We start from the raw sequence: 1,608 nt of genomic DNA, 5'->3' as shown, positions 1-1,608 counted from the left end.
GAAATATATGAAAGGAATAGAAAACGATACTAATGAGTTATTTATTCCTGATTATCAAAGAGAGATGGCTTGGGATGAAAAAAGACAGTCAAAATTTATTGAATCTGTACTTTTAGGATTACCAATACCTTATATATTTGTTGCTGATATTAATGACGAGGAAAATGAAGAAGATGAAGCTCGTTTAGAAATTATTGATGGTACTCAACGTATCCGGACTTTAGCTAGATTTATCAATAATGAGTTAAAGCTTATTAATTTATCTAAATTAGCCAAATTAAATGACTTTAGATTTGAGGATTTACCTCCTTCTCGTCAGAGACGTTTTAATAGAGCTACTATTCGGATGATTCAACTTACTGAAGATGCGGATGAGGAAACACGAAGAGATTTATTTGAACGGATTAATACAGGTAGCGTTGAGTTAAATGAAATGGAAAAACGCAGAGGTATATTACCAGGAAAATTTACTGATTTAGTTGAAGAATTATCAAAATTATCCAAGTTTAGAGAGCTTTGCTTATTCTCTAATGCAGCTATTGCCCAGCGCGATCCTCAAGAGTTTGTTTTACGTTTTTTTGCCTTCTTAAATAATTATAAAAATTTTGAAAGTAAAGTGGGGGTAAGTAAGTTTCTGGATAAATTTTTGAAAAAATTTAATGAAGATGAAAATACAGACTTAAAGAAAATGCGGGATGAATTTGAAACAATGATAGATTTTGTTAGCAAACATTTTCCTAATGGTTTTCGGTCAGGTAAAAAATTAAATCAAACAACTACTAGAATAAAATTTGAGTCTCTTTCTGTGGGTGTTGCTCTTGCTTTGAGAGAAAAAAGTAATCTTCAGTATCGAGGAGATGATTTGCTTAATCCTAGCAAGAGTAATTTTCAAAATTACACGAAAGGTGATGCAAGTAGTTCTAATAAAAAGGTAATTCGACGGATTGAATATGTCAGAGATAAACTATTAGCTAAATAATGACAAGCATATTATTTCAAAATTTTAATGAACGCTCTAAAGAAGTAAGTGAATATTTTATTTTTCTCCAGAGTTTAGAGCAAGGAACAGCAAAATTGTTGATAGAAAGTAAAGAAGGAAGCAAAACTCAAAAAATTGACATAAAGTTAGTACAAACCTTAAAAGCAAGTGCTTTTTTGTTGCTTTACAATTTAATAGAATCGACAATGAGAGATGCTATTGAAGCAATATTTGAAGAACTAAAAAATCAAAATGTTTCCTTCGACAAAATCACACCTGAGTTAAAAAAAGTTGTTCTTAAAAACCTGAAGATACAACTAAATAAAACAAGCATTGATGAAATTTATAATAAAATTGTAGATATATCTCTAGATATTGTTAAGATTTCTAAGCTAGAGAAACAATTTTCTGGAAATATTGACTATGAAAAGATTAAAACAACAGCTAAGGAATATGGATTTTCTGCAAAAACAAAAACTGATATTAAGGATTATTTATTTAAAGTCAAGACTAATAGAAATGATTTAGCACATGGGCATAAATCATTCGCCGAAGTAGGTAAAGATAAGAGTATTGATGAACTAATAAAAATTAAAGATAAAGTAGTAGAATATTTGAGACAAATTCTG

Annotated in this window: 2 protein-coding genes; both read left to right on the top strand. The window is 29.4% G+C overall.

The features are described from left to right. The coding region (locus tag F6K13_RS32255; protein WP_287289765.1) for a DUF262 domain-containing protein at positions 1–979 on the top strand (979 nt) is incomplete at its 5' end. Beyond that, positions 979–1,608: MAE_28990/MAE_18760 family HEPN-like nuclease (locus F6K13_RS32250; protein WP_287289763.1), on the top strand; the 630-nt coding region annotated here is incomplete at its 3' end. The genes F6K13_RS32255 and F6K13_RS32250, both read left to right, overlap by 1 nt.

The organism is Okeania sp. SIO2B9 (assembly GCF_010672505.1).
In the GTDB taxonomy this organism is placed as follows: Bacteria; Cyanobacteriota; Cyanobacteriia; order Cyanobacteriales; family Microcoleaceae; genus Okeania; species Okeania hirsuta.
Note: the sequence above shows the minus strand (reverse complement) of the source record. Positions and strands in the feature narration are given on the sequence as shown.